Source organism: Cryobacterium sp. TMT2-17-1, from assembly GCF_004402765.1.
Taxonomy (GTDB): domain Bacteria; phylum Actinomycetota; class Actinomycetes; order Actinomycetales; family Microbacteriaceae; genus Cryobacterium; species Cryobacterium sandaracinum.
Map to the genome: position 1 here is coordinate 1 of NZ_SOGC01000037.1, position 24,977 is coordinate 24,977.

At 66.7% G+C, this 24,977-nt stretch carries 20 protein-coding genes; 12 read left to right on the top strand and 8 right to left on the bottom strand.

The genetic code is table 11. The features are described from left to right. Positions 1 to 263: 263 nt before the first annotated feature. The 5 genes from E3O47_RS09885 to E3O47_RS09905 all read right to left on the bottom strand — a co-directional run bounded on the left by E3O47_RS09885 (position 264) and on the right by E3O47_RS09905 (position 6,044). Positions 264 to 971 (bottom strand): ABC transporter ATP-binding protein, encoded by a 708-nt coding sequence (locus E3O47_RS09885; RefSeq protein ID WP_134401808.1) that lies wholly within the window; start codon positions 969 to 971, stop codon positions 264 to 266. Next, positions 968 to 2,884 (bottom strand): ATP-binding cassette domain-containing protein, encoded by a 1,917-nt coding sequence (locus E3O47_RS09890; protein ID WP_134420381.1) that lies wholly within the window; start codon positions 2,882 to 2,884, stop codon positions 968 to 970. The genes E3O47_RS09885 and E3O47_RS09890 overlap by 4 nt, the downstream gene beginning before the upstream one ends. A gap of 4 nt (positions 2,885 to 2,888) precedes the next feature. Continuing rightward, positions 2,889 to 3,761 carry a branched-chain amino acid ABC transporter permease gene (locus E3O47_RS09895; protein ID WP_158250302.1) on the bottom strand — a complete coding sequence of 291 codons (873 nt, stop codon included), beginning with the start codon at positions 3,759 to 3,761 and terminating at the stop codon, positions 2,889 to 2,891. Positions 3,762 to 3,763: 2 nt separating this feature from the next. Further along, positions 3,764 to 4,948: an ABC transporter substrate-binding protein gene (locus E3O47_RS09900; protein ID WP_134341841.1), complete on the bottom strand. Its 1,185-nt coding sequence runs from the start codon at positions 4,946 to 4,948 to the stop codon at positions 3,764 to 3,766. 175 nt (positions 4,949 to 5,123) lie between these two features. Further along, positions 5,124 to 6,044: an EamA family transporter gene (locus E3O47_RS09905; protein ID WP_134372789.1), complete on the bottom strand. Its 921-nt coding sequence runs from the start codon at positions 6,042 to 6,044 to the stop codon at positions 5,124 to 5,126. A 143-nt stretch (positions 6,045 to 6,187) separates the two neighbouring features. Here E3O47_RS09905 and E3O47_RS09910 point away from each other — a divergent pair, with 143 nt between their 5' ends. The 10 genes from E3O47_RS09910 to E3O47_RS09955 all read left to right on the top strand — a co-directional run bounded on the left by E3O47_RS09910 (position 6,188) and on the right by E3O47_RS09955 (position 19,297). Beyond that, complete coding sequence (locus E3O47_RS09910) at positions 6,188 to 6,778, top strand: copper resistance CopC family protein (RefSeq protein ID WP_277870372.1); 591 nt, start codon at positions 6,188 to 6,190, stop codon at positions 6,776 to 6,778. Between the two features lie 39 nt (positions 6,779 to 6,817). Next, positions 6,818 to 8,845 (top strand): DNA helicase RecQ, encoded by a 2,028-nt coding sequence (recQ, locus tag E3O47_RS09915; RefSeq protein WP_241986160.1) that lies wholly within the window; start codon positions 6,818 to 6,820, stop codon positions 8,843 to 8,845. A gap of 57 nt (positions 8,846 to 8,902) precedes the next feature. Beyond that, entirely contained in the window at positions 8,903 to 9,562 is a 660-nt protein-coding gene (locus tag E3O47_RS09920; RefSeq protein ID WP_134420385.1) for a class I SAM-dependent methyltransferase, read from the top strand. 417 nt (positions 9,563 to 9,979) lie between these two features. Continuing rightward, positions 9,980 to 12,007, top strand: a complete 2,028-nt coding sequence (locus tag E3O47_RS09925; protein ID WP_241986171.1) for an acyl-CoA dehydrogenase — start codon at positions 9,980 to 9,982, stop codon at positions 12,005 to 12,007. A 200-nt stretch (positions 12,008 to 12,207) separates the two neighbouring features. After that, positions 12,208 to 13,134, top strand: a complete 927-nt coding sequence (locus E3O47_RS09930; protein WP_134420389.1) for an ATP-binding cassette domain-containing protein — start codon at positions 12,208 to 12,210, stop codon at positions 13,132 to 13,134. 2 nt (positions 13,135 to 13,136) lie between these two features. Beyond that, on the top strand, positions 13,137 to 14,018 hold the full coding sequence (locus tag E3O47_RS09935; protein WP_166785015.1) for an ABC transporter permease subunit: 882 nt from the start codon (positions 13,137 to 13,139) through the stop codon (positions 14,016 to 14,018). Positions 14,019 to 14,028: 10 nt separating this feature from the next. Then, positions 14,029 to 15,306, top strand: coding sequence for a histidine kinase (locus E3O47_RS09940; RefSeq protein ID WP_241986162.1), 1,278 nt, complete (start codon positions 14,029 to 14,031; stop codon positions 15,304 to 15,306). Then, positions 15,303 to 15,974, top strand: a complete 672-nt coding sequence (locus E3O47_RS09945) for a response regulator transcription factor (RefSeq protein WP_134372774.1) — start codon at positions 15,303 to 15,305, stop codon at positions 15,972 to 15,974. The genes E3O47_RS09940 and E3O47_RS09945 overlap by 4 nt, the downstream gene beginning before the upstream one ends. A 10-nt stretch (positions 15,975 to 15,984) precedes the next feature. Further along, the gene (gene pip / locus E3O47_RS09950; protein ID WP_134401799.1) at positions 15,985 to 16,941 is read left to right on the top strand and encodes a prolyl aminopeptidase; all 957 of its coding nucleotides are present in this window, start codon (positions 15,985 to 15,987) and stop codon (positions 16,939 to 16,941) included. 235 nt (positions 16,942 to 17,176) lie between these two features. After that, positions 17,177 to 19,297 (top strand): endo-1,3-alpha-glucanase family glycosylhydrolase, encoded by a 2,121-nt coding sequence (locus E3O47_RS09955; protein ID WP_134420391.1) that lies wholly within the window; start codon positions 17,177 to 17,179, stop codon positions 19,295 to 19,297. Positions 19,298 to 19,384: 87 nt separating this feature from the next. Here the strand turns inward: E3O47_RS09955 and E3O47_RS09960 are convergent, their stop codons facing one another. After that, positions 19,385 to 20,839, bottom strand: coding sequence for a polysaccharide biosynthesis tyrosine autokinase (locus E3O47_RS09960; RefSeq protein ID WP_166785374.1), 1,455 nt, complete (start codon positions 20,837 to 20,839; stop codon positions 19,385 to 19,387). 454 nt (positions 20,840 to 21,293) lie between these two features. Between E3O47_RS09960 and E3O47_RS09965 the strand changes: the two genes are divergently transcribed. Together E3O47_RS09965 and E3O47_RS09970 are read left to right on the top strand one after the other, a co-directional pair. Then, the gene (locus E3O47_RS09965) at positions 21,294 to 21,656 is read left to right on the top strand and encodes a hypothetical protein (protein WP_104102512.1); all 363 of its coding nucleotides are present in this window, start codon (positions 21,294 to 21,296) and stop codon (positions 21,654 to 21,656) included. Next, positions 21,653 to 23,167 (top strand): hypothetical protein, encoded by a 1,515-nt coding sequence (locus tag E3O47_RS09970; protein WP_104102509.1) that lies wholly within the window; start codon positions 21,653 to 21,655, stop codon positions 23,165 to 23,167. The genes E3O47_RS09965 and E3O47_RS09970 overlap by 4 nt, the downstream gene beginning before the upstream one ends. On the opposite strand, the gene E3O47_RS09975 is transcribed toward E3O47_RS09970, so the two are convergent. Next, positions 23,106 to 24,212, bottom strand: a complete 1,107-nt coding sequence (locus E3O47_RS09975; RefSeq protein ID WP_134372759.1) for a glycosyltransferase — start codon at positions 24,210 to 24,212, stop codon at positions 23,106 to 23,108. The two genes, E3O47_RS09970 and E3O47_RS09975, sit on opposite strands and share 62 nt — an antisense overlap. Next, the gene (locus E3O47_RS09980; RefSeq protein WP_241986164.1) at positions 24,213 to 24,815 is read right to left on the bottom strand and encodes a putative colanic acid biosynthesis acetyltransferase; all 603 of its coding nucleotides are present in this window, start codon (positions 24,813 to 24,815) and stop codon (positions 24,213 to 24,215) included. Between the last annotated feature and the right edge of the window lie 162 nt (positions 24,816 to 24,977).

Here is a 24,977-nt window from a genome sequence, read left to right on the forward strand (position 1 = left end):
CTGTTCCTAGACAGTCAGAAACCTAGACAGGAAGCGGCGTGCGGCCGTTAAGGCGCTCCGAAACACCCACAGATGAAGCAGGAGAGCCAAAATCTCCGTCGAATTCGTTAGGGCCGGTCGCCGCGGTCGCCCGCAGCGACCACATCCGCAGCATTTGCCGACCAGGTCCGCGGCGCGGGTTCTACGCCGCTGCGCGGCTGGCACGCCACGCGCTTAGCGGCGCAACACCTGCGTGCCGCTCCTGGAGCGGGCAACGGATGCCGCTACGCGGCTGCGCCACCCAGGTAGGCGTTGTGCACCTCGGGGAGTTCCACGAGTTCGGCCGGGGTTCCCGTGAGTGCCACCCGTCCGCGGTGCATGACCACTGCCCGGTGCGCGATCTTGAACGAGGCGCGCACATTCTGTTCCACGAGGAGAACCGCGAGCTGCTCCTCGACGCAGAGCCGGGAGAGCACGTCCATGATCTCCGCGACCACCTTCGGCGCGAGGCCGATGGACGGCTCGTCCAGCATGATCGCCGTCGGGTTCGCCATCAGGCCGCGCCCGATGGCCACCATCTGCTGCTCGCCACCCGAGAGGGTTCCGGCGGCCTGACCCATCCGGGTGCGCAGCCGGGGGAACAGCTTGAGGATCGAGTCGACGTCGCCGTGGCCCTTCTTCGTCCAGGCACCCAGCATGAGGTTGTCACGCACCGAGAGGGTCGGGAAGCACAGCCGGTTCTCGGGCACATGGGTCAGGCCGAATCCGGCCATCTTCTCCGTGGGCTTCCCGGTGATCGTGCGACCCTCGAGAGTCACGCTGCCCCCGGTGGGCCGGATGAGGCCGCTGACGGCTCGCAGCAGGGTCGTCTTACCGGCCCCGTTCGAGCCCACCACAGCCACGATCTCCCCACGCGCCACCTCGAAGCTGACCTCGTGCAGCACCGCGAGCTTGCCATAGCCGGCGTCCAGTCCGGAAACGATCAGCGTCATGCGTGCTCCTCCAATTCGTTCAGTTCCGCTTCGGCCTCGTCGAGGTCCGTGCCCAGGTAGGCAACGACCACGGCGGGGTCATTGCGCACGGACTCCGGGTCGCCGTAGGCGATGAGCACACCGTCGTCGAGCACCGCGACATGGTCGGCGAGGGACATGACCTGCGCCACATCGTGCTCGACGAGCACAATCGTGAGCCCGGCGGTCCGCAGCCGCCGCAGCAGCTCGGCCATCACCTCGCGCTCAGCGCCGGATAGGCCGGCCATCGGCTCGTCGAGGAGGAGCAGGGCCGGCTCGGCGGCCAGAGCCCGGCAGACCTCCATGATTCGCTGCTTGCCGAACGACAGATCCGAGGCTGAGTCGTCCGCGGCATCCGAGAGTTTCATCGACTGCAGGATCTCGTAGGACGCGGCGCGGTGGGCGCTCTGCTCACCCGACTGCAGCCCCAGCATTCCGCGGAGGACGCCCGCGCTTCCCTTGCGGTACCTGCCCATGTACACGTTGCCGACGACATCCGTCGAGGTGAAGACCTGCAGGTTCTGGAACGTGCGGGTCAGCCCGTGCGCGGCGGCGACGTGCGGTTTGCGGCCGGAGATCACCTGGTCGAGGAACGTGACGGTGCCCTCGCTTGGGGTCAGTGCTCCGGAGATCATGTTGAAGCAGGTCGTCTTGCCGGCACCGTTGGGGCCGATCAGACCCAGGATGCTGCCGGCCGGCACGGTGAGGTTTACATCGTTGACGGCGACGACGCCGCCATATCGTTTGCTCAGTCCCTCGAGGACGAGGATCGGCTCACCGGCCGCGACCGGGGTGCTGACCGCCGGGAGCTGCGGGATCGTCGTGTCGTCCTCCGGGACGTGCGCATGCGCGTCGCCGGGTGGGCGCTTCCCGGCGAACGGCAACTTCTGCCACAGCGTGGTCGCCGCCTGGTGGAGGCCGCCGGGCAGGAGCAGGATCACCAGGATCAGGACGATACCGTAACCGAGCAACTGCACCTCTCCGGTGGCGCCGGGGAAGATGGCCGGGATGACGTCGCGCATGCCCTCGCCGAGGAATTGCACGAGGAAGGCGCCCGCGACGGCGCCCCAGACCGATCCCAGGCCCCCGATGACGACCATCAGCAGGATCGAGACCGACAGGTGGAATTCGGCGGTGGCGGGGCTCACGATCGCGACCTGATAGGCGTAGAACACCCCGCCGAGGCCCGCGAAGCCGGCGGAGAGCACGAAGACTTTCAGCCGCAGCGCATAGGTGTTGACGCCGAGGCTCTCGGCGGCGAGTTCGGAGTCGTTGACGGCCGAGAGGGCGCGACCGGCGCGGCTGTGGGTGAGGTTGAGGGCCAGGATGAGCCCGATCACCACGAACGGCGTCACGAACCAGAGGAAGAAGCCGCTGTTGTCGATCGGGATCCCGAGCACCGTGGGTCGCGAGATGCCGTAGATGCCCGTGGTTCGTCCGGTGACATCCCATTCGCGCACGCCGATCATCACGATGAAGCCGAGCCCCAGCGTCGCCAGCGCGAGGTAGTGGCCGCGCAGGCGCATCAGCGGAAGGCCCACGAGCAGGGCGACCAGCATCGCGGCGAGAACACCGACGGTGGCCGCGACCGGGCCGGGCAGATCGAGCTTGGTCAGCAGGATTGCGTGGGTGTACGCGCCGATCGCGAAAAACGCGGCCTGCCCGAGGCTGACCTGCCCGGCCAGACCCATCAGCAGGTTGAGCCCGATGGCCGGCAGGGCGAAGATCATGGCGAACACGACGATGTTCATGACCGAGGAACTGGCCGTGAAAGGGACCACGATCATCAGCGCGACGAGCACGCCGCAGCCGATCAGCGTGCTCTTGTTGTTCGTCCAGAAACGCGTGCGGAGGGAGCGCGTCCCGGCGAGGGTAGGTGTGGTTGCATGTGTCATTTCGCTACACCCTGACCGCTGTGGGCTTGAGAACGAGGCCCTGGGGGCGAACGACGAGCACAAGGATGAGGATGAGGAAGGCGGCGCCGTCCCTCAGGCCGGACGAGACGTACCCGGCCACGTAGGCCTCGATCACGCCGAGCAGGAGAGCCCCGACGATCGCGGCACGAAAGGAGACGAAGCCGCCGAGGACGGCGGCGACGAAGCCCTTGAGGCCGAGCAGTACGCCGCCCGACCAGAGCGAGAGGTAGATCGGGGAAGCCACCACGCCGGCGACACCCCCGACGAAACCCGCAATCGCGAAGGCCAGCACTGACGCGGTGACCGGTGAGATCCCCACGATGCGCGCCGCAACGGGCTGCTCCGCACACGCCCGCAGGGCCTTGCCCCAGCGCGACTTCTCGTAGAAGAGCACAATTCCGCCGCCGACCACGACGAGGGCGCCGATCATCCAGAATTCCTGAGAACGGATGCTCACCCCGCCGATCAGGATGTTGGTCCCCGGGAACAGGGGCACCCCCTTGGCCTCGGGCCCCCAGGCCAGCAGCATGATCGCCTGCAGCAGAGTCGAGACGCCGAGGGTCAGGATGATGGACGTGAGCGGGGTCAGCTTCTTCACCCGTGCGATGATCAGCCGTTCCATCGCAATGGCCACCAGGGTCACCGAGAGGATGGCGACCAGGATCGCGAGAAGGAGCGGCATCCCGGCCGCGGCGAGCCAGGCACTCCCCAGTCCGGCCAGCATCGCGAACTCGCCCTGGGCGATGTTGATGACGTGGCGAACCGTGTAGACGGCGATCAGGCCGACGGCGAGCAGGGCGTACACAGAGCCCTGTGAAAGCCCTGCCACCGTCAACTGCAGGAAATCAGTGAGCACGATCAGTCCTTGAGGAGGTTCCAGCGACCATCCTCGGCCTCAGCCAGGATGAGGGCGGTGGCGTCGAGGCCGGAGTGGTTCTTCGCGGTCATCTGGAAGACTCCGGAGATCCCAGTCCACTGGGCGCTCTCGAGTTCGCCGCGCAGGGCATCCGCGTCGGTGCCGGCGGCCTCGATCGCGTTGACGGCGATGTGCCAGGCGTCGAACGCGTGGCCCGCGAAACCGGACGGCTGCTCGCCGTAGGCCGCGTTGTAGTCCGCCTGGAACTGCTCGATGACCTCGCGCTGGGTGTTGTCGGCCGCCAGCTGGTCGGCGACGAGCAGGCGGCCCATCGGGGCGATGACGCCGTTGGCGGCGTCACCGGCGGCGTCGAAGAATGCCTGGTTCGAGATGCCGTGCGAGTGGTAGACCGGCTTGTTCACGCTGAGCTGTACATAGGCCTTCTGGGCCAGGCCGGCCGAGGGGTTGATGCCCCAGATGATGACGGCGTCAGAGTCCGAGCCGCGCACGTTGGTCATCTGCGGGGTGAAGTCGGTCGCGCTCGGCTCGAAGGCCTCCGTCATGACCAGGGTGATGCCGCGCTCGGCGCCGAGGTCTGTGATGTACTCCGCGACCCCTTCGCCGAAACCGCTCGCGTCGCGCACGAGGGCCAGCTTGGTGTATCCCTTCGCCTCGGCGTCGTCGAGGATGCGCTCGAGCACGACCACGTCGTTCTGCGCGGTCTTGAAGACCCACTTCGAGCCCTCGACGATGGCCACGTTGGCCGCGACGGAGATCATCGGGATCTTCGCGGCTTCCGCGATGGGGCGCATGGCCAGGCTGGGCCCGGTGCGTGAGGCACCGATGATGATGTCGACCTTGTCGCTCTCGATCAGCTTGCTCGTGGCCTTGGCCGCGCCGTCCTCGGTCGACTGATTGTCGATGATGGTGAGCTCGACGTCGCGGCCGTCGATGCCGCCGTCGTCGTTGAGCTGCTTGGCCAGCATTGTGAGCGTGTTCTGCTCCGGCACGCCGAGGCTGGCGCCGACGCCGGTGACGTCGAGAACCGCGCCGATCTTGATCGGGCCGGCCTCCGCTGCAGGGTCGTCCTTGGCCGTTCCCCCCAGGTTCGAGGTGCTGCATCCGGCCAGCGCAAGGGCTGTGATAACGGCAATCGGCGCGATGAAACGCAGACGAGACTTCTTCATTGGAATCTCCTTCAGAGGAACAGATAATTAGTGACCGACCAGTCGTTCACTAATTCAGGTGTGGGCCTGACAGTACCGTGGCATCGCCGCGCGCGGCAAGGGTCCCGAGGCAGTCGTTCGTAACGAGTGGGTGACGGTGTCGGCGGTGAAAGGATGCCAGTCGGCGCCCGGTCCGTCAGGCCAGCGCGAGCATCCCGGCCGCGCCGAGGGCGAGCGCGAGGCCCAACCACTGCACCGGCGCGATCCGTTCCCGGAGCACCACGGCGGCGAGCAGGATCGTGCCGGCCGGGTACATTGCCGTGAGTACGCTCATCACGCTGAGGTCTCCGGCGCGCATGCCGAGCAGCAGCAACACATTGGCCACGACGTCGATCACGCCGCAGGCCACGGCCAGCCGCAGCCCGATGGTGAGCGTCGAGCGGGGCTGCGGCGCGGCATCCGTCACCGGTCTGAACGAGCCCGTCATCGGCGCGGTCGTCACCAGTGAACGTCGCCGCCGCAACGCGAGCAGGGCGAGCAGCCCGACCACGGAGAACATGATCGCCGCATTAACCGCGCGGTTCATCACCAGCGGCACGAGCCCGCTGTCCGCCGGGGTCAGGTCGATCATCACCATGAAGGCGCCGATCATCGTGCCGGAGCCGAGGGCCATCAGCACGCCGAGCAGGCTCGGCCGCACGGCGCCGCGCTCGGGCACGAAACCCACGAGCACCACCGCCACGAGCGCCAGGCCGAGCGCCCAGTAGCCGATCGGGGCGAGGCGGTCGCCGCCGGCCAGCCCCACCGTCATCGGCACGACCGCCGACACCACGGCCGTGAGCGGCGAGAGGATGCTCATCGGCCCGATCGCGAGGCAGGTGTAGAGCAGCGAGATCGCGATTGCGCCGCTGACTCCGGACAATCCGCCCCACAGCACGGCCGACGGCGACCAGACCCCCACCACAAACGGTAGGGCGAGCAGCAGGGCCACGAGCCCGGATGCCGCGGCGACGGCCGTCACGAGCAGGGAACTCATGCGCTTGGCGGCGAGCCCGCCAAGGAAGTCGGCACTCCCGAAGATGAGTGCGCCGGTGAGGCCGAGGACCGCGGTAAGCATAGAAAACGAGCTTAGCGAGTGGCCGGTATCCTAAACCCCCAACTGTGTGAGGCGGGGAGACAGATCGCTGTGAAACGAGGGAACAGGGCGCGGCAGTGGGCAGCGCTCGCGCTGGGCGCCGCCGTGGTGGCCGCGCCGCCGTGGTGGTCCGCCGCCCCGGCGTCGGCCCACAACTCCGTGGGCGGGTCCTCCCCGGCAGCGGGGCCGTCGTGACTGAACAGCCTTCGCTGTTCACCGTGACGACGAACGACGCCCTGCTTGACCTCGGCGGGGGAGCGGGCAGCGGGATGCTCATCAGCGGGCCCGCGCGTGTGGCCACGCCTCTCTACTACGGTGACGGCTGTATCAGCCTGCTCGGCCCGACCGTCGAGACCAAGGCCCAGCTGGGCCAGCCGGGCGAGTACACGGTGACCTGGCAGGTGGTCTCGACCGACGGGCATCCGGTGTCCGGCGACTTCACCTTCACCTGGCAACCGGCCGCCGACCAGGCATTGGCTGAAGGGTCCCCGGCCAAGCCGGTCTGCGCCGAGACCGCGGACGCCGCCGCGGATGCTGCTTTCCCGGATTCCACCGACACAAGCACCGTCGCCCTCGCCGAAGCCCCCCTCGTCGCCGTCTGGATCGCCGCCGCCCTCGGTGCCGTCCTCCTCGCTGTGGCTGGAACCCTCCTCGCCATCCGCCGAAGCGCGCGTCGCCCACCGAATCAGCCCGAGCAGCCTGACCAGCCCGCGTAGCCGACCCGCACCATCGGAGGGCGCAGGTAGAGTTGCCGGGTGAGTTGGAACGCCGAAATACCGTGGAATCCTGACGAGTTCGAACCACCCGACGAATTCGACGCCCCGCCACCGCCCGACGGCTATGCCGGCGGAGCCAGGGAGTGGGAACCGGCCCCGGGCCTGGCGGGCCCGGCAGGCCGCGCTCGTGCCGGCGCATCCGCCCTTCGCGTACCCGCAACCCCGCCCCGCCGCGCCACCGCGAAGTTCGCGACGGCCGGCGCGGCCTTGCGCACGGTCTTCGGCTACGACTCCTTCCGCGGCGAGCAGGCCGCCATCATCGACCAGGTCATCAACGGCAACGACGCCGTCGTGCTGATGCCCACCGGTGGAGGTAAGAGCCTGTGCTATCAGATCCCCTCGCTCGTGCGGGAGGGCACCGGCATCGTCATCTCGCCGCTGATCGCCCTCATGCAAGACCAGGTCGACGCGCTCACCGCCGTGGGCGTGCGCGCCGCGTTCCTCAACTCCAGCCAGGACTCCGCCGCTCGGGGCACGGTCGAGCGTGACTACCTCGCCGGCAACCTCGACCTGCTCTACGTCGCCCCCGAGCGACTCTCCTCCGAGGCCACCAAGCGTTTCCTCGACCGCGGTACCATCGCCCTCTTCGCCATCGACGAGGCCCACTGCGTGTCGCAGTGGGGGCACGACTTCCGGCCCGACTACCTGGCCCTGTCCGACCTGGCCGACCGCTGGCCCGATGTTCCCCGCATCGCTCTCACCGCCACGGCCACCGACGCCACCCATAAAGAGATCACCACCCGGCTACAGATGGGCGATGCCCGGCACTTCGTCGCCAGCTTCGACCGGCCCAACATCCAATACCGCATCGTCGGCAAGGCCGAGCCGCGCAAGCAGCTCCTGGCCTTCATCAAGGCCGAGCACCCCTCGGATGCCGGCATCGTCTATGCCCTCAGTCGCAAGACCGTCGAGGCGACCGCCGAATTTCTGCGCCAGAACGGGCTCAACGCGCTGCCCTACCACGCGGGCCTCGACCAGGGGTTGCGCGCCCGCACCCAGTCCCGGTTCCTCCGTGAGGAGGGCGTCATCATCGTCGCCACGATCGCGTTCGGCATGGGCATCGACAAACCGGATGTGCGTTTCGTCGCCCACATCGACCTGCCCAAGTCCGTCGAGGGCTACTACCAGGAGACCGGCCGCGCGGGCCGCGACGGCCTGCCCTCCACCGGCTGGCTCACCTATGGCCTGCAAGACGTCGTGCAGCAGCGCCGCATGATCGACGAGTCGCCCGGCGACCTCGGCCACCGGCGCAAGCTCTCCGCCCACCTCGACGCCATGCTCGCGCTCTGCGAGACCGTCACCTGCCGCCGGGTCAACCTGCTGCGCTACTTCGGCCAGTCCAGCGAGCCGTGCGGCAACTGCGACACCTGCCTCGAACCCCCCGTCGGCTGGGACGGCACCGTCCCCGCCCAGAAACTGCTCTCCACCGTGGTGCGCCTGCTGCGCGAGCGCAATCAGCGCTTCGGCGCCGGGCAGCTCATCGACATCCTGCGCGGCAAGGTGACCCCGCGCACCACTCAGCACAGCCACGACCAGCTGGCCACCTGGGGCATCGGTGCCGACCTCAGCGACCAGCAGTGGCGCGGCGTCGTGCGGCAGCTCCTCGCCCAGGGTTTCCTGGCCACCTCCGGCGAATACGGCACCCTGGTGCTGACGGATGCCGCCGCAGAGGTCCTCGCTGGCCGCCGCACAGTGGAGCTCCGCACCGAGCCCGAACGGGCCGCCCGCCCCGCGGCCGGGGCCCGCAAGAGCGCCGCGAAGGCGGCCGCGGCCGATCTCAGCCCCGAGCAGGAGACCCTGTTCGCGGCGCTGCGGGTCTGGCGCTTCGCCCAGTCCAAAGAGCAGGGCGTGCCGGCCTACATCATCTTCGGCGACGCAACCCTGCTGGCGATCGCCGCGACGAAGCCGGCCACCCTGGCCGACCTCGACGGCATCTCCGGCGTCGGTGCCAAGAAGCTCGACGCCTACGGCGCCGCCCTCCTCGAGGTCGTGTCCGCCGGAACCTGACGCCTCCCGTCCCGGACCCAACCCGCGGCATCCCGCAGGACCGGGTAGAACTGAGTCATGGACTGGACCGAGTACTTCAACGCTCAGGCCGCTCGCCCACCGCGTGCGGTGCTGCTCCGTGCCCTCGACCTCCGTGCCCTCGACCTCCGTGCCCTCGACCTCTGCGCCGACGCGCCACCCGCCCCACCCGGCACTGCGATCGACTTGGGCTGCGGTGCGGGCACCGAGACCCGGCACCTGCTCGCCGCCGGCTGGACCGTACACGCGTTCGACGCCGACCCGGGCTCCGAGGCCAGGGTCCGGACGGGCCTTCGCGCCGCGGAGCAGTCCCGCCTGGTCTTTCACCGAACCCGCTTCGAGGATCTCCCCGAGTTGCCCGCCGCAGACCTCGTCTATGCGGGGTTTTCCCTGCCCTTCTGCGACCCCGCAGTGTTCCCCGACCTGTGGGCGGGCATCCGCGCGGCGCTGAAGCCCGGCGCCTGGTTCGCCGGAGAATTCTTCGGCCCCCACGATGAATGGGCCGGCCGCGCAGACATGAACTTCCATGATCGCGGCCAGGTCGAGGCGCTCCTGGCCGGTCTGCACGTCGTCGGCCTCGTCGAAGACGACCGCCCCGGTCAGTCCGCATTCGGCCCTCGCCACTGGCACCTCTTCCACGTCACCGCCCGCACCCCGACCACCTGTGCCCCAACGAATTCGACGGAGATTTTGAGCTAAAGCCACGTTTTGGGCTTGTTTTAGGGCTTCTAGGGCAAAATCTCCGTCGAATTCGTTAGGAGCGGCCGGGCCGTCGCTCCGGCAGAGGTGGTGCCCCGTTTGTGGGTAACGGTGCCGTCAGACCCTATACCGCTGTGGAAACCTACAAGACGAATGCCGGGCGGAGCATCCTTCGTTGTAGGCCCGTCACGCACTATTTCCCCGCTTCGTGAGAGCCGCCTAACGTGTAAGAAAATTTCGAGTTCGCGCGAAGACGAAGGACCAATGATGGTTGACACTGCTCAGCGCTCCAACAGCACTACCCCCGCCAAGACGGAGAAGATCCCCGCCAAGACGGACAAGAAGACGGACGCGACCCTGGCCACGACCGTCGCCGTCACGCCCCCCGTGGCGCCCGGCGTCGACACCGGCCCGGTCATGATCGCCGGCCAGGCCGGTGCCCCCACGGTCAACATCGAGTCGCTGCACCGGCAGCTGCTCGGCACCTGGGCCGACGTGCGCCTGCGGGCGCGCGAGCTCACGGCCAAGCCCGAACTGCAGCGCATCGAGGGTCAATCCATGGCCGAGCACCGCGAACGCGTGCTGGGCCAGCTCCTGATCCTGGCCGAGAACGGGCACGTGCACCGCGCGTTCCCGACGCACCTGGGCGGCGCCGACGACCACGGCGGAAACATCGCCGGGTTCGAGGAACTCGTCACCGCCGACCCCAGCCTGCAGATCAAGGCGGGCGTGCAGTGGGGTCTGTTCGGCGCGGCCGTGCTGCACCTCGGCACCAAGAAGCACCACGACGCCTACCTGCCGGGCATCATGACCATGCAGGTCCCGGGCGTCTTCGCGATGACCGAGACCGGACACGGCTCGGATGTCGCGGCCATCGGCACGACTTCGACCTACGACCCTGCCACGCAGGAATTCGTTCTCGACACCCCGTTCCGCGCGGCGTGGAAGGACTACCTCGGAAACGCCGCGAAAGACGGCATCGCCGCCGTTCTCTTCGCCCAGCTGATCACGGCAGGCGTCAACCATGGAGTGCACGCATTCTGGGTGCCGATCCGCGACGAGTCCGGGGATTTCCTCCCCGGCATCGGTGGCGAGGACGACGGCCTCAAGGGCGGCCTCAACGGCATCGACAACGGGCGGCTCCACTTCGACGGGGTGCGCATTCCCCGCGAAAACCTGCTCAACCGCTACGGCGACGTCGCCGAGGACGGGACCTACACCAGCCCGATCTCCAGCCCCGGCCGCCGCTTTTTCACCATGCTCGGCACCCTCGTGCAGGGCCGCGTCTCGCTCGACGGCGCCGCCACCCAGGCTTCGGCGATGGCCCTCACGATCGCCATCACCTACGGCAGCCAGCGCCGCCAGTTCAACGCCGGTAGCGACACCGACGAGGAGGTCATCCTCGACTACCAGCGCCACCAGCGCCGTCTGCTGCCGCGCCTGGCCACGACCTACGCGCACACGTTCGCCCACGACGAGTTCCTGGTCAAGTTCGATCAGGTCTTCAGCGGCCAGGCCGACACGGATGCCGACCGGCAAGACCTCGAAACCCTCGCCGCCGCCCTCAAGCCGCTCTCGACCTGGCACGCTCTCGACACCCTGCAGGAGGCCCGCGAAGCCTGCGGCGGCGCCGGATTCCTCGCCGAGAACCGGCTGGTCGGCCTGCGCGCCGACCTGGACGTCTTCGCCACCTTCGAGGGCGACAACAACGTGCTCCTGCAGCTCGTCGCGAAGCGTCTGCTCACCGACTACAGCCGCAAGTTCGCCTCAGCCGGCCCGGGCGTGCTCGCCCGCTACGTCGTGCAGCAAGCTGCCGGCCGCGCCTACCACGGTACCGGGCTCCGCACCCTGGGCCAGGCGGTCTCCGACTTCGGCTCCACCGCTCGCTCCGTGGGCCACCTCCGCGACACCATGGTGCAGCGGGAGCTGCTCACCGACCGGGTCGAAACCATGATCGCCGAGATCGCGGGCAAGCTTCGCTCGGCCGGCAAGCTGGCACCGAAGGATGCCGCGGCCCTCTTCAACGCCAACCAGGACCAGCTGATCGAGGCGGCCCGTTCGCACGGCGAGCTGCTGCAGTGGGAGGCGTTCACCCGGGCGGTCGAGACCGCTGAAGACGCCGGCACGAAGCAGGTTCTGACCTGGCTGCGCGACCTGTTCGGCCTCGGACTGGTGGAGAAGCACCTGGCCTGGTACCTGATCCACGGGCGCCTGTCGGCCAAGCGGGCACAGTCGGTCACGGCCTACATCGACCGCATCATCGCCCGGCTCCGCCCCCACTCCGTCGACCTGGTCGACGCCTTCGGTTACAGCCAGGACCACCTCCGGTCGGCAATCGCCAGCGGTGCCGAGCAGGAGCGCCAGAACGAGGCCAGGGACTACTACCAAACCCAGCGTGCCAACGGCACCGCTCCCCGCGCCGAGAAGACTCCCGCCAAGAGGTAGCCCCGATCCGGTGGAGAGTGCCCGTTCCGCCGGCCGCTCTCTACCGGAACGGGCACCCTCGTGTCGTACCCAGGTACGAGGCCGGCGGGCGCACAAGCGTCCGCTGGGCCGATGCGTGCAGCATCCGTCCCCCGTAGCGTCGATGACGGGCCGATTTCACACGGTGAGACCGGCCCCACCGATGTACAATGAGGAGACGGATGATTCAGGCACAGTCCCTGACCAAACGGCACGGCGGTAAGACCGCGGTCGACGCGATCGACTTCACCGTGCAGCCCGGCAAGGTGACCGGCCTGCTGGGTCCGAACGGCGCCGGCAAGAGCACCATCATGCGCATGATCGTCGGACTGGACCGGCCGACCGCCGGATCGGTCATGGTCAACGGCAAGCATTACAGCGAGCACCGGGCGCCGCTGTGCGAGGTGGGCGTGCTGCTCGACGCGAGGGCCGTGCACACCGGCCGCTCGGCCCGCAACCACCTGCTGGCCCTGGCGGCCACCCACGGCATCCCGGCCGCCCGGGTCGACGAGGTGATCGAGCTCACCGGGATTGGAGCCGTCGCCCGCACGCGCGTCGGCGGCTTCTCCCTCGGCATGGGCCAGCGCCTCGGCATCGCAGCGGCGCTGCTCGGCGACCCTGCGGTGCTGATTCTCGACGAGCCCGTCAACGGGCTCGACCCCGAGGGCGTGCAGTGGGTGCGCCAGCTGATGCGGTACCTCGCCGCGGAGGGCCGAACCGTGCTGCTGTCCTCGCACATGATGAGCGAAATGGCTCTCACGGCCGACCACCTGATCATGCTGGGCCGGGGAAAGGTGATCGTGAATGCCCCGGTCTCCGAGATTATCGGCATGGCCGGCACGCACCGGGTGCGCGTGCGCACCCCTCAGTCCGCCCAGCTTGCGGCCCTGCTCGCCCAGCCCGACGTCACCGTCACCACCGGAGAGCAGGACCTGCTCGAGGTAGCCGGTATTTCGGCCGGTGACATCGGCGAACAGGCCGCCGCCGCGGGCATCGTGCTGCACGAGCTGACCGGCGTGAGCGCGTCACTGGAAGAGGCTTACCTGGCCCTGACCCAAGACGAGGTGGAGTACCGCGCCAGCGGCTCCGCGCAACTGCAGGAGGCATGACGATGACCGAGACAACCGCGACCAAGACGCCCGCGCCCGCTGCTTCCTCCTCCCCGGCCGCGGACGGCACCGTGCCCGGCGCCGCATCCGCTGTGCACGGCCTGAGCGCGGCGGGCCTGCTGCGGTCGGAGTGGATCAAGCTGCGCAGCGTGCGCTCGACGGCCTGGTCGTACGCCCTGCTCGTACTGGTTTCGCTCGCCCTCGCGGCGGTCATGTCCTCGACGCTCGACCTGCAGGGTGCGGACGCCTCGATGATCCCCGCGGCCGACCAGGCGACTTTCATCGCCCAGACCGCGACATTCGGGGTGTTCTTTGGCCAACTCATCGTGGCCGTCCTCGGCGCGCTGACCATCAGCGGCGAATACTCCACCGGCATGATTCGGTCCACGTTGACAGCGGTGCCGCGCCGGCTGCCCGCCCTTGCGGCGAAGGCCGCCGTGCTGTTCGTCACGACCTTCGTGGTTGGGCTGGCCGCCAACCTCGGTTCCTATCTGGTGGCGTCGCTGGTGCTTTCCCGGCAGGGCTTGGGCGTCAGCTTCGCGGATCCAGCCGTGTTCCTGCCGGTACTCGGCGGTGCGCTCTACCTGGCCCTGATCGCGGTCTTCGCCCTCGGCATCGGCACCATCGTGCGCAGCGGGGCCGGCGGCATCGCGGTCGTGCTCGGCATCGTGCTGTTGCTCCCGATGGTGTTCCAGGTGATCGCTGCCCCGTGGGCCGCCGCGGTGCTGCCGTATCTGGTGTCGAACGCGGGCATCAACATGTTCGGGTTGATGTCGTTCAGCCCGGTGCCGATCGAATGGTGGGTCAACCTGCTGGTGCTGCTCGGCTGGCTCGCGGTCAGCTTGGTCGGTGCCGCTGTGGTGTTGAAGCGGAGGGACGCGTAAAGTCCTCTGAATGACCGAATCACTCCTCGCCCTCGGTCGGCCGCTTGTGCCGACCGAGGGCGAACTGCGTCTGCCGACACCGCCGGGGGTGGCCGGGCGGTTCTGGGCGCGGCATACGTGGCTCAGCGATGCGCTGGTCGCGAGCGCCTATTTCGTGCCGATGGCCGTCGTCTTCCTGATCGACCTGACACGGCAGGCCGGGCCCGGCCTGCCGCCGCAGGCCCTCATCACCGCCGCGGTGGTGATGGTCATCACGGCCGCACTGCTGGTCCGGCGGCATGCCCCGCTTCTCGTGCTCGGGGTGACCTGCGCAGGACTGGTCGTCGCGTTCCCCGGCCAGGGCGACACCCTGCCCGTGCTGATCGCGCTCTACACTGCCGCGGTCTACCGTGGCGTGCGAAGCGCCTGGTTCGGCCTCGCCGTGGCGATCGGCATCGGCGCCCTAGGTGCTTTTCTGGGCGCGAGCAGCTACGCATCCTGGCTTGCGGTCGCCTCCCAATCCGCGGTCCTCATGCTCGCGGCCACCCTGATCGGTGTCACGGTCGGCGATCGCAAGCGTTATGTGGCCGCGCTGGTCGAACTGGCCGCACAGCTGGCCCGAGAGCGCGACCAGCAGGCCCAGCTCGCCCGCATCACCGAACGCGGGCGCATCGCCCGGGAAATGCACGACATCATCGCGCACAGCCTCTCGGTCATGGTCGCGCTCGCCGACGGCGCCGACGCGCTGCTCGTCAAAGACCCGGAACGTTCGCGCGCTGCGCTGCGCGAGGTGGCCCGGACCGGCCGCGGCTCGATGTCCGAGATGCGCCGGCTGCTCGGCGTGCTGAGTGAGGGTCCTCAGGAGCAGGGCGACCCCGAGGGGACGGATATCCCCCTCCGGCCCCAACCCGGCGCCGACCAGCTCGTCGACCTGGTCGAATCGTTCCACGCCGCCGGACTGCCCGCCCGGCTGGAACTCACCGGGCGCATTCCCGGGAGCCAGGGTCTGCAGTTGACGGTCTACCGGATCGTGCAGGAATCGCTGACCAACGCGCTGCGGTATTCGGCGCATCCGACCGCGGTGACCGTGCGACTGATCCGGGTACCGGGGCGGCTCGAGGTGGTCATCGCCGACGACGGCCGGAACGCGTCGGCCACATTGCCGTCGTCGGCTGCCGGGCGGGGCATCATCGGGCTGCGCGAGCGCGTCGCGCTCTACGACGGCACCCTCGTGGCCGGGTGCCGTCCCGGCGGCGGCTGGCAGGTGCGCGCGACGATGACGGTCGACGAGACGGGGGAACGGGCATGACGCCGATCCGGATTTTGCTCGTCGACGACCAGGCGCTGCTGCGCACGGGCTTCCGGATGGTGCTCGAGGCCGAGGACGATTTCACCGTGGTGGCCGAGGCCGGCGACGGCGCCGAGGCGATCGCACTCGCCACCGACCTGCATCCCGACGTCATCCTGATGGATGTGCGGATGCCCGGAATCGACGGCATCGAGGCCACACGGCGGATCACCGCCGCGTGCCCCGACAGCCGGATCATCATTCTCACCACTTTCGACCTCGACGAGTACGCGTTCGGTGGCCTGCGCGCGGGCGCGCGCGGGTTCCTGCTGAAAGACGCCCAGCCCGCTGAACTCACCGCGGCAATCCGGGCCGTGGCCTCGGGCGACGCCTCCGTTTCGGCGCGGGTGACCCGGCGCATGCTGGACCTGTTCGGAGCGAAGCTTCCGGGGGCAGATCGGGAGGCCGACGGTACCGAAGCGGATGCCGACGCCGGCCGACTCGGCCTGCTCACCGAGCGGGAGCGAGAGGTCTTCTTCGCGGTCGCGGAGGGTCTGTCGAACCCGGAGCTCGCCGAACGTTTCTTCCTGTCCGAGTCCACCGTCAAGAGCCACGTCGGACGCATCCTGGCCAAGCTTGAGCTGCGTGACCGAGTGCAGGTCGTCATTCTGGCCCACCGGCTCGAATAGGCTCGGGGGTATGCGCACCTTCTACCCCGAGATCGAACCCTACGAAACCGGACTCCTCGAGGTCGGTGACGGGCAGACCATCTACTGGGAGGCATCCGGCAACCCCGACGGCAAGCCGGCCGTCTACCTGCACGGAGGGCCGGGCGGCGGATCGAGCCCGAAGCAACGCCGCGTCTTCGACCCGAAGAAGTACCGCATCATCCTTTTCGACCAGCGTGGCTGCGGTCAGAGCACGCCGCACGCGAGCGCGGCGGACGCCGACCTCACCACCAACACCACCTGGCACCTCGTGTCCGACCTCGAGAAACTGCGCGAGCACCTCGGGATCGAGCGTTGGCTGGTCTGCGGCGGGTCCTGGGGCAGCACCCTCAGCCTCGCGTACGCCGAGACACACCCGGACCGGGTCACCGAACTCGTGTTGCGGGGCATTTTCACGCTGCGCCCGATGGAACTCGACTGGTTCTACGAGGGCGGCGCGTCGGCGATCTACCCGGACCTCTGGGAGAGCTTCATCGCCCCGGTTCCGGTGGAGGAGCGCGGCCACCTGATCGAGGCCTACAAGCGACTGCTGAACGACCCCGACCAGTACGTGCGGGAGCGGGCCGGCGTGGCCTGGTCTACCTGGGAGTCCTCCACAATCACGCTGTTGCAGCAGCCCGACACGATCGAGCGCTTCACCGAGCCGGCGTTCGCGGTGGCCTTCGCCCGGATCGAGAACCACTACTTCACCAACTCCGGCTGGTTCGAACCGAACCAGCTGATCCGCGACGCGGACCGTCTGAAGGACATCCCCGGCGTCATCGTGCAGGGCCGCTATGACATGTGCACCCCCGCCTTCACAGCCTGGGAGCTGCACCAGAACTGGCCGGAGGCCGATTTCAGGCTGATCCCGGATGCCGGTCACTCCTTCGACGAGCCCGGCAACCTGGACGCGATCATCGAGGCCACGGACCGCTTCGCGGCCTGAGGCCGGCCGGGAGAATCCCGGCGACAGCAGGCCCAGACCGGTCGGACGGCGGTCCTGAATATGTGCTCGCTCCCGTCGAAATAATCCCTGCCGGTGGTCTGTCCAGGCCCTTGACACTCTCGTCATATTTGGTAATCGCACTACCCTTCGATAGCATTCGAATATTGCTCAGGTGGCCCCTCTTCGGGGGTCACATCCCTCGCGCTCTCGATCGCGCACAATCTTGAGATGTTGTATGTCTGATCTTTATGCTGCCCAAAAATCCCCGATCAAATTCCTGAACCGGCACCCCAATGGCAAGCTACGTCTCGCCAAGCTATGGCAACTCACGGCCGTCCTTGCGGCGACAGTGCTGGCCCTATCGGCTTTCGTTCCGTCGCCCGCGTCGGCGGTGACCTCTCCCCAGGCTGTCGCCGCTGCCCCGATCGCAGTGAAAGCGGGGGAGGCCACCTGGACCACTATCCGCGAACCCAGCACACCCCAGAACGCCACGCCGTACGTCAGCGCCACGTCGCTGGCTGACAAGACCTTCCTCAAATTCGACACGGCACAGTACACGGGCATGAGCGTCGTGTCGGCGACATTGGACTTGAAAGTCGCCAGCACCACCTCTACCGCACCTGGCGTGCAGGTCTATCCGGTCTCCTCGGACTGGAGCGCGTCGTCTCTGACTGAGTCGAACCGCCCGGCCCACATCGACACGGAACTGAGTGGGGCATCGGTTCGGGCTCTGACCGGACAGACAATTTCTGTGCCGCTCTCGGGTCTGAACGGTACAGCGTTGTCCGGGTCGACTGCGTTCGAGGTGCGCTTCGCCCAGAAGTTTGTCAGCACCTCGTTCGTAGGCAAAGGGGAGGCGCGCCCCACGCTGAAGCTCGTCCTCGCGGCAACCGGCTCGGCGACCGGCGCGGCGACCGGCTCGGCGACCGGCGCGGCGACCGGCTCGGCGACCGGCTCGGCCACCGGCTCGGCGACAGGCTCGGCCACCGGCTCGGCGACCGGATCCGACAACCTGTCATTCGCGGTTCCCGGGTCGAACACCACCGGCAAAAAGGTCTTTGCACACTACTTTCCGCCGTACCCCATCTCCATCGAGAACAAGGCACCCGCATCGGATTACTATGCGATCAACTACCTCACCTCGCAGGGCGAGGGAGGCATCCACGCCAACTACGGCGGATTGCTGCGCGACCGCCCTGAGGCTCGCGCTCCGCGTTCGGGGGATTGGAAACTCACTGATATGAAAGAGGAAGTCACCGACGCGGCAGATGCCGGTATCGATGGCTTCACCGTCGACATCATGAGTCTGTCCGGCCTCAACTGGGAGCGAACACTCGATTTGGTGCAGGGCGCGGAGCAGTCCGGCAGAAACTTCACCATTGTCCCGAACCTGGATATGACGGCCAGCGCTGGAAAGGCCAGCATCGCGACAATCGCGGCGAAACTTGCCGAATTATACAAGTCCCCGGCCACCTATCGTCTGAGTACAGGCGAATTCGTTCTCTCCTCCTTCGCCGCCGAGCGTCAGAACGCGGTCTGGTGGGGGCAGTTGAAGTCGACGTTGGCTTCGCAGTATGGAATCAAGACGGCGTTCATCGCCGTATTCCTTAATGCCAGTGACGAGAACCTGAAGAGTTTTGCACCGATCAGTTATGCGTTGAGCAACTGGGGAACCCGGACGCCGGTGACCATCGAGAACGGTCCCGACTACGCGGCGAAGGCACGAGCACTCGGCGTGAAGTGGATGTCTCCCGTTGCCGTCCAGGACGTCCGGCCCCGAAGCTACCTCTATGACGAAGCCGGCAATACGGAAACCCTGAAGGCGTCCTGGAAACGGGCGCTGTCGAACGGTTCTGAATTGGTGCAACTGGTCACGTGGAACGACTACTCCGAGGGGACGTCGTTTGCTCCTTCGGCAGCGCACGGCGAGGCCTTCCTGGATATCAACGCGTACTACCTGAGCCAGTTCAAGAAGGGCTCGGCGCCGGCTATCGTCAACGACTCGATCTACTTGACGCACCGGATTCAGCCCTATGCAGCGACGCCGACCACGCCGCAGCAGCTCATGTCGCCCACGTTGAGCGGAACAGCCATGAAGCCTCGGGATACCGTCGGAGTGCTCACATTCCTCACGGCACCGGCGACGGTCACGGTCTCAATCGGAGGAAAAAAGACATCGTTCGAGGCGCCGGCAGGAGAATCAAGCAGGACGTTCCCGCTGGCGCTGGGCACGGTCGGTGCGAGTGCAGACCGGAACGGGGCGCAGATCGCCGCGGTCACCTCTCCGTACACAGTCGTTGCGCGCCCTGTCGTGCAGGATCTGCAGTATTACGCCGCAAGCAGCAGGACCCAGTAACCAGGATCATCGGAATATAGCCGGGTGCTGCCGAACTGCCTGCGGGTCGGCAGCACCCTTTTGTGTCGAGTAGATCGTGTGACATCGCTACCGTTTGCGGAGTGCGACTTCTTCCTCGTGGCTGCGGACGGGTTGTTCCTGACGTGACGGCTCCTGCTCCGCCGCCGTGTGCGGCATGTAATACCTGCCTCGATTTCGACCGAGAAGCCGAGCGGGTGCCAGGTTCAGGATCGCGCCGAGCAGCGGAGTCCCTGCCGTTTTGAGGCTCTCGACGGCTTTCCGGAGTTCCCGCGTTTCGACCTTTCCCGACCCGACGACGAGAACTGCCCCGCCGAAATACCTTCCGAGGATAGCTGCGTCAGTCACGGGCAGGAGAGGCGGGCAGTCGATGACGACGACGTTGAACCGGTCGCGCAGCGAGGCGAAAACCTGTTGGGCGTGTGTGGAGGAAAGCAGTTCGCTCGGGTTCGGGGGAACCTGCCCTGACAACAGGATCTGGAGGCCGTCCGGCCCCCAGGATTGGAGGACATCATCCACGTCGGCGTCGTGGGCCAGAATAGTCGAAAGACCGACCGATCCCTCGAGGTCGAAATAGTCGGCCAGGGACGGTCTCCGCAGGTCCGCTTCGACCAGACACACCAGGCTGCCGGAGGCCGCGAGTGTGATGGCGAGGTTCGCCGCCGTGACGGATTTTCCTTCGCCGGGAATGGACGAGGTGACGACGAACACCTTGTGGCGCTCATTCGCCTGGAGGAAATGCAGGTTCGTTCTGACCTGCTTGAATTCCTCGGCCCGAATGGGGCTGAAGCCTCGTTGCGGGACCAGCGGGTTGTTGACACTCCCGCGGTCGTACACAATCGTCCCGAGAAGTGTCAGACCGAACTGCCTGAGCTGTTCCGCGGTTCTCACTTTTGCGCTCGTCAGCTCCCGCAGGAGAATGAAGCCGAGCCCGGCAACGAAGCCGCCCAGCAATCCGGATGCCAGTGCGATCGACGGGCTGGGGGCGGAAGGCGCGGTGGGTGTCGTCGCACTCTGCACGGACTCGAGGCGTAGTGGTGTAGTGCCGTCGCTCCTTTTCGGGACCAGACGGATCACCGTATTGACCAGACTCGTCGCCACCGCGTCGGCAGTGGCGGCGGCGCGGTCCGGCGAGGTATCCGTGACAGCGATCGAAATGAGAGACGTGTTCAGTGGCACCGAGGCAGATACCCGATCACCAAGTTCACCGACAGTGGTTTTCAATCCAAGCGCGGTTATCACAGGGTCCAAGACGATCTGGCGGGTCGCCATGATGCTGTAATTGCGGGCCTGCTGTTGTGAATAATTGCTGCCCTGCGCGAGGTCACTGGTGCTATCGCTACCGATTGCCGAAACGAATAACTCCGCTTCCGCGGAGTACTCAGGCTCGGTGGTCAGCACGTAGACCGAAGCGGCGATGACGCCAAGAATGGTGAATGTGACGAGCGCAACCCATCGAGATCGCAAGAGGTTCCAGAATCCACGTTGATCCACGCGTTCGCCCTTCACCGTGTCGAGCGGCACCGGATTGACCAGCCAATACTGAGACTCTATCAAGAACCTCATTATCACAGCGACCCACGTAGGGGGGGCATATGCGTGCCACTATGAGCACATGATAGCCCGACGTCTCATGCGGCCTCGGTGGTGGAAATTTCTCGTCGTCGCCGTGCTTTTCGTGGGTGCCATCGGGCTTGCACTCCTCGCGCTGCAACCGGTCGGCACGGAAGACGCAGGAGCGCCGAAAGACCCATACCCCACCATCACCGCCGTTCCACGTGCTCCTACGGCCGTGTTCCTCGGTGGGGCATCAACCTCGGGAGCCGGAGTCAGCGGCCAGGCCACCCGTTGGTCGACTGGGCTCGCTGCAGACAAGGGCTGGCAAGAGGTCAATCTCGCGACAAAAGAAGGTGACATCGCGTTTGGAGTCACACCCGGAACCTGTGGGCCCTCGCCGTGTCCGAGCTACCAGGACTTGGTGGCCAAGACCGTCGGCCTGAATCCCTCCGTCGTCGTGGTGGCGGCGGAGCGGGCCGGCACGAATGTGGATCTGCCTGAAGCAGTGGCAACCATCAATGCCGCACTTGCCGCCCTGCGCGTCGGAGTGCCCGATGCTACTCTGGTCGTAGTCGGCCCGGCGGCGCTCAACGGTATGGACGATAGTCGGGCAGCCGAATTGGACAGTGAGGTTCGCGCCGCCGCGGCGCGCGTCGGCGCCACGTACGTTAGTCTGCTCGAACCGAATGTTCTCGATCCATCGATGGTCGCAAGTGACGGTGTCAGTGTGAACGAAGCAGGTCATGCCGCAATTGCAGTTCGTGTGAAAACTGCGCTTTCGTGACGGAACCTGGACCCGGCGCAACCGTCGGGACGTCGGGGTCGGCAACGACTTTTCGCACCGTCCTCGGGGTCACCGTTCTCGGTGCAATCCTTGCCGCTGTCGTGCCGCTGGCTCTCCTGGTACAGGTGCCAGACGTCGGCAGAGGACAGGCGTGGATTCTGACTCTGATCCTCGTCGTGTGGGCGGGTCTGCGACTCGCCCTCATCATCGTTGTCGGCCGTCCGATGCTGTTCGACTTCTTCTTCTGGATGTTCGTCTACGTCTTCATGGGGATTGCTCCAACCGTCCAGATCCGAAGTGGTCTCATCTCCCGGACGACGCAAGGTATCGACGAGTCGCTCGAGCTCCCCACGGCCGCCTTGGTCTGTCTCGGCGTCGCCTGCTATGAAATCGGGCGATTGGGTGCCTACGGGCATGAGCGCAGCAAGCTGACGACCGGGATTCGAGAACGGGGGAGTGCCCCCGTTCGGGTGGTGACCCAGGTGCGAACCTGGCCGACCCTGGTGCTCGTCGGCGCGGGCATCGTACTCAGCTTGTATTTCATCTCCAGGGTCGGTGCGGGATCGCTTTTCGGTAGCAGGGATCAAGCCTTTGCCGCGCGTTCAGCGGCGTGGACGGATCCCGCGGTGCGCTCGATCATGTACGCCGGTGCTATCTATCCGTTGTTGGTGGGCATCGGTGCGCTCGTGCAGCTGAGGCGGAGGACGACGGGGCCGCTGTCGATGGCCTATCGCGGCCTGATCGTTGTCGGGATTGCACTCCTTCTCACCGTCGTGAATCCGGTCAGCAGTGCACGCTACAGCCTGGGCACTGTCCTCTTCGCCCTCGCCGTTTTCGCGGGAGCCCTGCTCACCGTCGCGCGTGTTCGAGCGACCCTGACTGCAGCACTCGTCGGATTGATTTTTCTGTTCCCTCTGGCGGATGCCTTCCGGCGCCCGGAAGTCAACTTGGTGCGCAACGGTTTCTTCGGGGAGTACGAGGGGAACCCTGACTATGACGCATTCTGGCAAGTCGCCAACGCATTTTCGTACGGTCTTGACGGGCTGATTGAGCCGGGGCGCCAGGCGCTCGGCAGTGTTCTCTTCTGGGTGCCCCGAGGCGTCTGGCCGGACAAGCCTGTGGACACGGGAATTCTGCTCGCCCAATATCGCGGCTACAGTTTTCAGAACCTCTCTGCCCCGCTCTGGGCGGAATTCCTGGTCAATGGAGGTATCAGCGTCCTTATCGTGGGTTTTCTCCTGCTGGGCTACTCCCTGCGTGTCATGGACAGTCGACTTCTCCCCGCGTTCAATGCCGCGGGCTATTGGGCCATTGTCGGCGCGATCTTTCCGGTCTATATGACAATTCTCTTGCGCGGTTCACTGCTCCAGGCGACGGGAGTGGTGGCGGTCGCGTTGGCGTGTCTGCTTTTCGTCCGACAGTCGGGCAGGCCCCCCAGAAGTGACTCGCTCAGCGGTACGAAGTGGCCAGAGCTTCAGCGATCGCCTGCATCCCGAACCGGTTCCGGCTAGCCAGCGCGCCGGCGCGGCCCATGCTGTGAGTCAGAACGTCGTCGCGTAGAACCGTTGCAACGGCGCCGACGAGAGCCTCGAGAGTGTCATCCACCACAATTCCGCATCCGATCTCAGTGACCGCCGGAGCGAGTCCGCAGCTATCCGTGATGACCACCGGCACGCCGAGTGACATGGCTTCGAGAACTGACATCGGATACGGTTCATCGATGGAAGGCAGAACGTATACGGCGGCCCGCGACAACCGTTCGTTGGTTGCACCCGGGGCCAGGGGTCCCTCCCAGGACAGTATGCCTTTACTATCGGCCGCGTCGATGAGGCGCTGTACCGCTGGCCCCTCTCCCTCATCGGGACCGACCAGGGTGAACGACACCGTCGGGAATTCATCAGCGAGTGCGAGCGCCATTTTCACGAAGAGCTGCGGGCGTTTCCGGCGGGCGAGTCGGGCTAGATAGAGAACTTCCGTGCCCGCAGCGGGACCGTTCGCGCTCCCCGGCGCCGGTACGCCATTGGCGAGATGCTTCAGATTGAGCGCCGTGCCCGCAACGGCACTGAGATCATTCCGTTCCTGGTCGGTGAGGTAGAACACCACCTTCGCCCCCCTCAGAGCCGGTCGGGTGACGAACGCGTCCAGAGGAATCGCCAATGGACTGTCTGAAGGGTCGATCATTCCGTGAGTCTGCACCACGTACGGTATCCCGGCCTTGCGCAACCAGCGCGCCGCAGGGAGCGTGACGAGGTCACGGGCGGCATGAATGTGCACAACGTCGAACGAGCGCGCGGCCTGCTTGAGCCAGTGCTGCAGGGCGGGTGCGCACAGGCCGGCGAAACCGATACCTGGGATGATCGTTCGGGCGGGGAACAGACGGAGCGGCACCCCGTCGAATTCATGGGGGGCCGCTTCGCCGAATCCGCGGGCGCCGCCGGCTACCACTACGTCGTGGCCTGCTTCACGGAGGGCTTTGGCCTGGTTCAACGCGACGCGAACGGGACCTCCATACTCACCGTTGGGACTGACGAGCGTCACGATGGAGAGCACACGCATTCAGGTCTGGTCCCGGTTCTGTGAGAGTGCTGGTCGTTCCGCGCGCGGAGCTCGCAGAAGTGCCCGGGCGGGCACGGTCCCGGAGACCAGAGCCGTCGCGCCGATAACGCTGTCATGGCCGATCCGGCTTCCTCGGAGAACTGTTGCCCTGGCCGCGATCCAGGCGCCGTCTTCCACGATAATCGGCGCATTGTCGAATTCGAATGTCTGCGAGGTGCGGTCATGGCTGCCCGTGCACAGCATGACACCCTGGGAAATGCACACGTCACTGCCAATGATCACCGGCTCGAGATTCAGAATCCAGACCTCTTCACCGATCCACGAGTTGTCACCGACGACCAGTTTCCATGGCCAGTGGATGCGCACGCGATGGCGGATCAAAACATTGTCACCGATCGTGGCGCCGAAAAGCCGAAGGAGCGCCACGCGGAGACGGGGCGGGCACCACCACCGGACAACAACGAGTCCGGAGAGGAGAAGCCAGGCGATCTGCCAGAGCGAATTCCGCCCCCGTTCGTAGCCTGCGCCGGAGAATCCGGCCAGGTTCCGGCGAGGGAGACCTGACGGTTGGGCCATCGGTGGTCTCGCGTCGCTGACTGACATGACGGTCAGTGTACGCAGACAACCGATCAGCGGCTAGATATCCCGTTGAACCATGTTGCTGCTAGCTTGTTCGCATGCAACCCCGTCGAACTGAGCGTGGGCAGGCGAGATGAGGGTCCGATGAAGGCAGGTGCGCCGAGGGGTAGACGGCTGAGGCGCGTT